This is a genomic window from Paraburkholderia franconis (genome assembly GCF_009362735.1).
In the GTDB taxonomy this organism is placed as follows: domain Bacteria; phylum Pseudomonadota; class Gammaproteobacteria; order Burkholderiales; family Burkholderiaceae; genus Paraburkholderia; species Paraburkholderia franconis.
This window is the reverse complement of the sequence record NZ_WHNP01000221.1, coordinates 1-1239: the sequence shown is the minus strand read 5'-3', so window position 1 is coordinate 1239 and position 1239 is coordinate 1. Positions and strand designations below refer to the sequence as shown.

Below are 1239 nucleotides of genomic sequence, written 5' to 3'. Positions count from 1 at the left end.
GTGCACCGAAGTACTTCAGCGCCTGTTCAGCGACCTGGCTCTTATGGTTGGCGTGCAGTTCGAAGAACTTCCTTCTTGCATGAGCAACGCATCCGATTTCAGTGATGCCCAGCTCGAATCCAGCTTTGTAGGCGCTGTAGTCGTCACATACCAGCTTGCCTCGCCATTTGCCGAGGAACGTGCGGGCATGTTCGCCAGCACGGCTATCCGCGAATTCATAGACCACTGCGCGCACGTCGGCGAACTGCGTCGTGGCATATGCCCATACATAGGCGCGCTGCGTCTTTCCTTTGCCGGGAACCAGCATTTGCACTGGCGTCTCATCGGCGTGCAGCACACCCTGTTGCAGAAGCGCGTCGCGCAGCGCGTCGACCAGCGGCTGCAATCGCACGCCGCAAACACCAACCCACTCGCCAAGCGTTGATTGGGGAATTGCAAGACCCGCGCGTTCGAAGATGCGCTCCTGACGGTACAGCGGCAAGTGATCGCCATACTTGGCGACGAGCACTTGCGCGAGCAGCCCGGTGGTGGGAATGCCCTTGTCGATCACATGAGGCGGAACAGGTGCCTGAATCAGCGTTTCGCACGCCTTGCAGGCCCACTTGCCACGAATGTGCCGCTCGACCGTGAACACGCCCGGCGTATAGTCCAGCTTCTCGCTGATGTCCTCACCGATACGCGCTCGCTGGCAACCGCAGGAGCACGTCTTGTCATCGGGTTCATGGAGGATGTCGGTGCGCGGCAGCTCCGGCGGCAATGGCGTGCGCTTTGGCTTCTGACGTTGCTTGTCCGGCGCCGTATTCGACTGTAGCTGCTCGAGCTCGATTTCGAGTGCAGCCAGATCGGCGTCGATCGCCTCATTGAGCAGGCTCATCTGCTCGACGTTGAGTTGCTCGCTGCGCTTGCCGAAATGCAGGCGCCTGAGCACGGCAATCTCGTGTGTGAGCTGGTCGATGCGCGTCTGCCGGTAGCGCAGGTCCCGCTCGTTCTCGCCGACCTGAGCGATCAATTGCGCAGCCAGTGTGCGCAGTTCGTCGGGGCTCAGGGCGTCGAGGTTGGCGGGCAGGTTCATGCAGCCAGTCTGCCAGAACCCCACCCGCGGCGGAAGCAAGCCAGTTTACGGCTTTGGGGGTATTACACGAGCGTGATCGCGTGATCGTGCGTGAGCGTCCGCCAGGGTAGCCCCGTTACCAGCGCTCGCAGCTGCTCGGGATTCAGCGCGGTGGCGACCGCCTGGTC

1 protein-coding gene is annotated in these 1239 nt (G+C 61.8%); it reads right to left on the bottom strand.

Annotation, left to right across the window (positions count from 1 at the left end):
• Positions 1 to 1072: IS66 family transposase (gene tnpC, locus GCT13_RS51685; protein ID WP_152768439.1), on the bottom strand; the 1072-nt coding region annotated here is incomplete at its 3' end.
• Positions 1073 to 1239 lie beyond the last annotated feature (167 nt).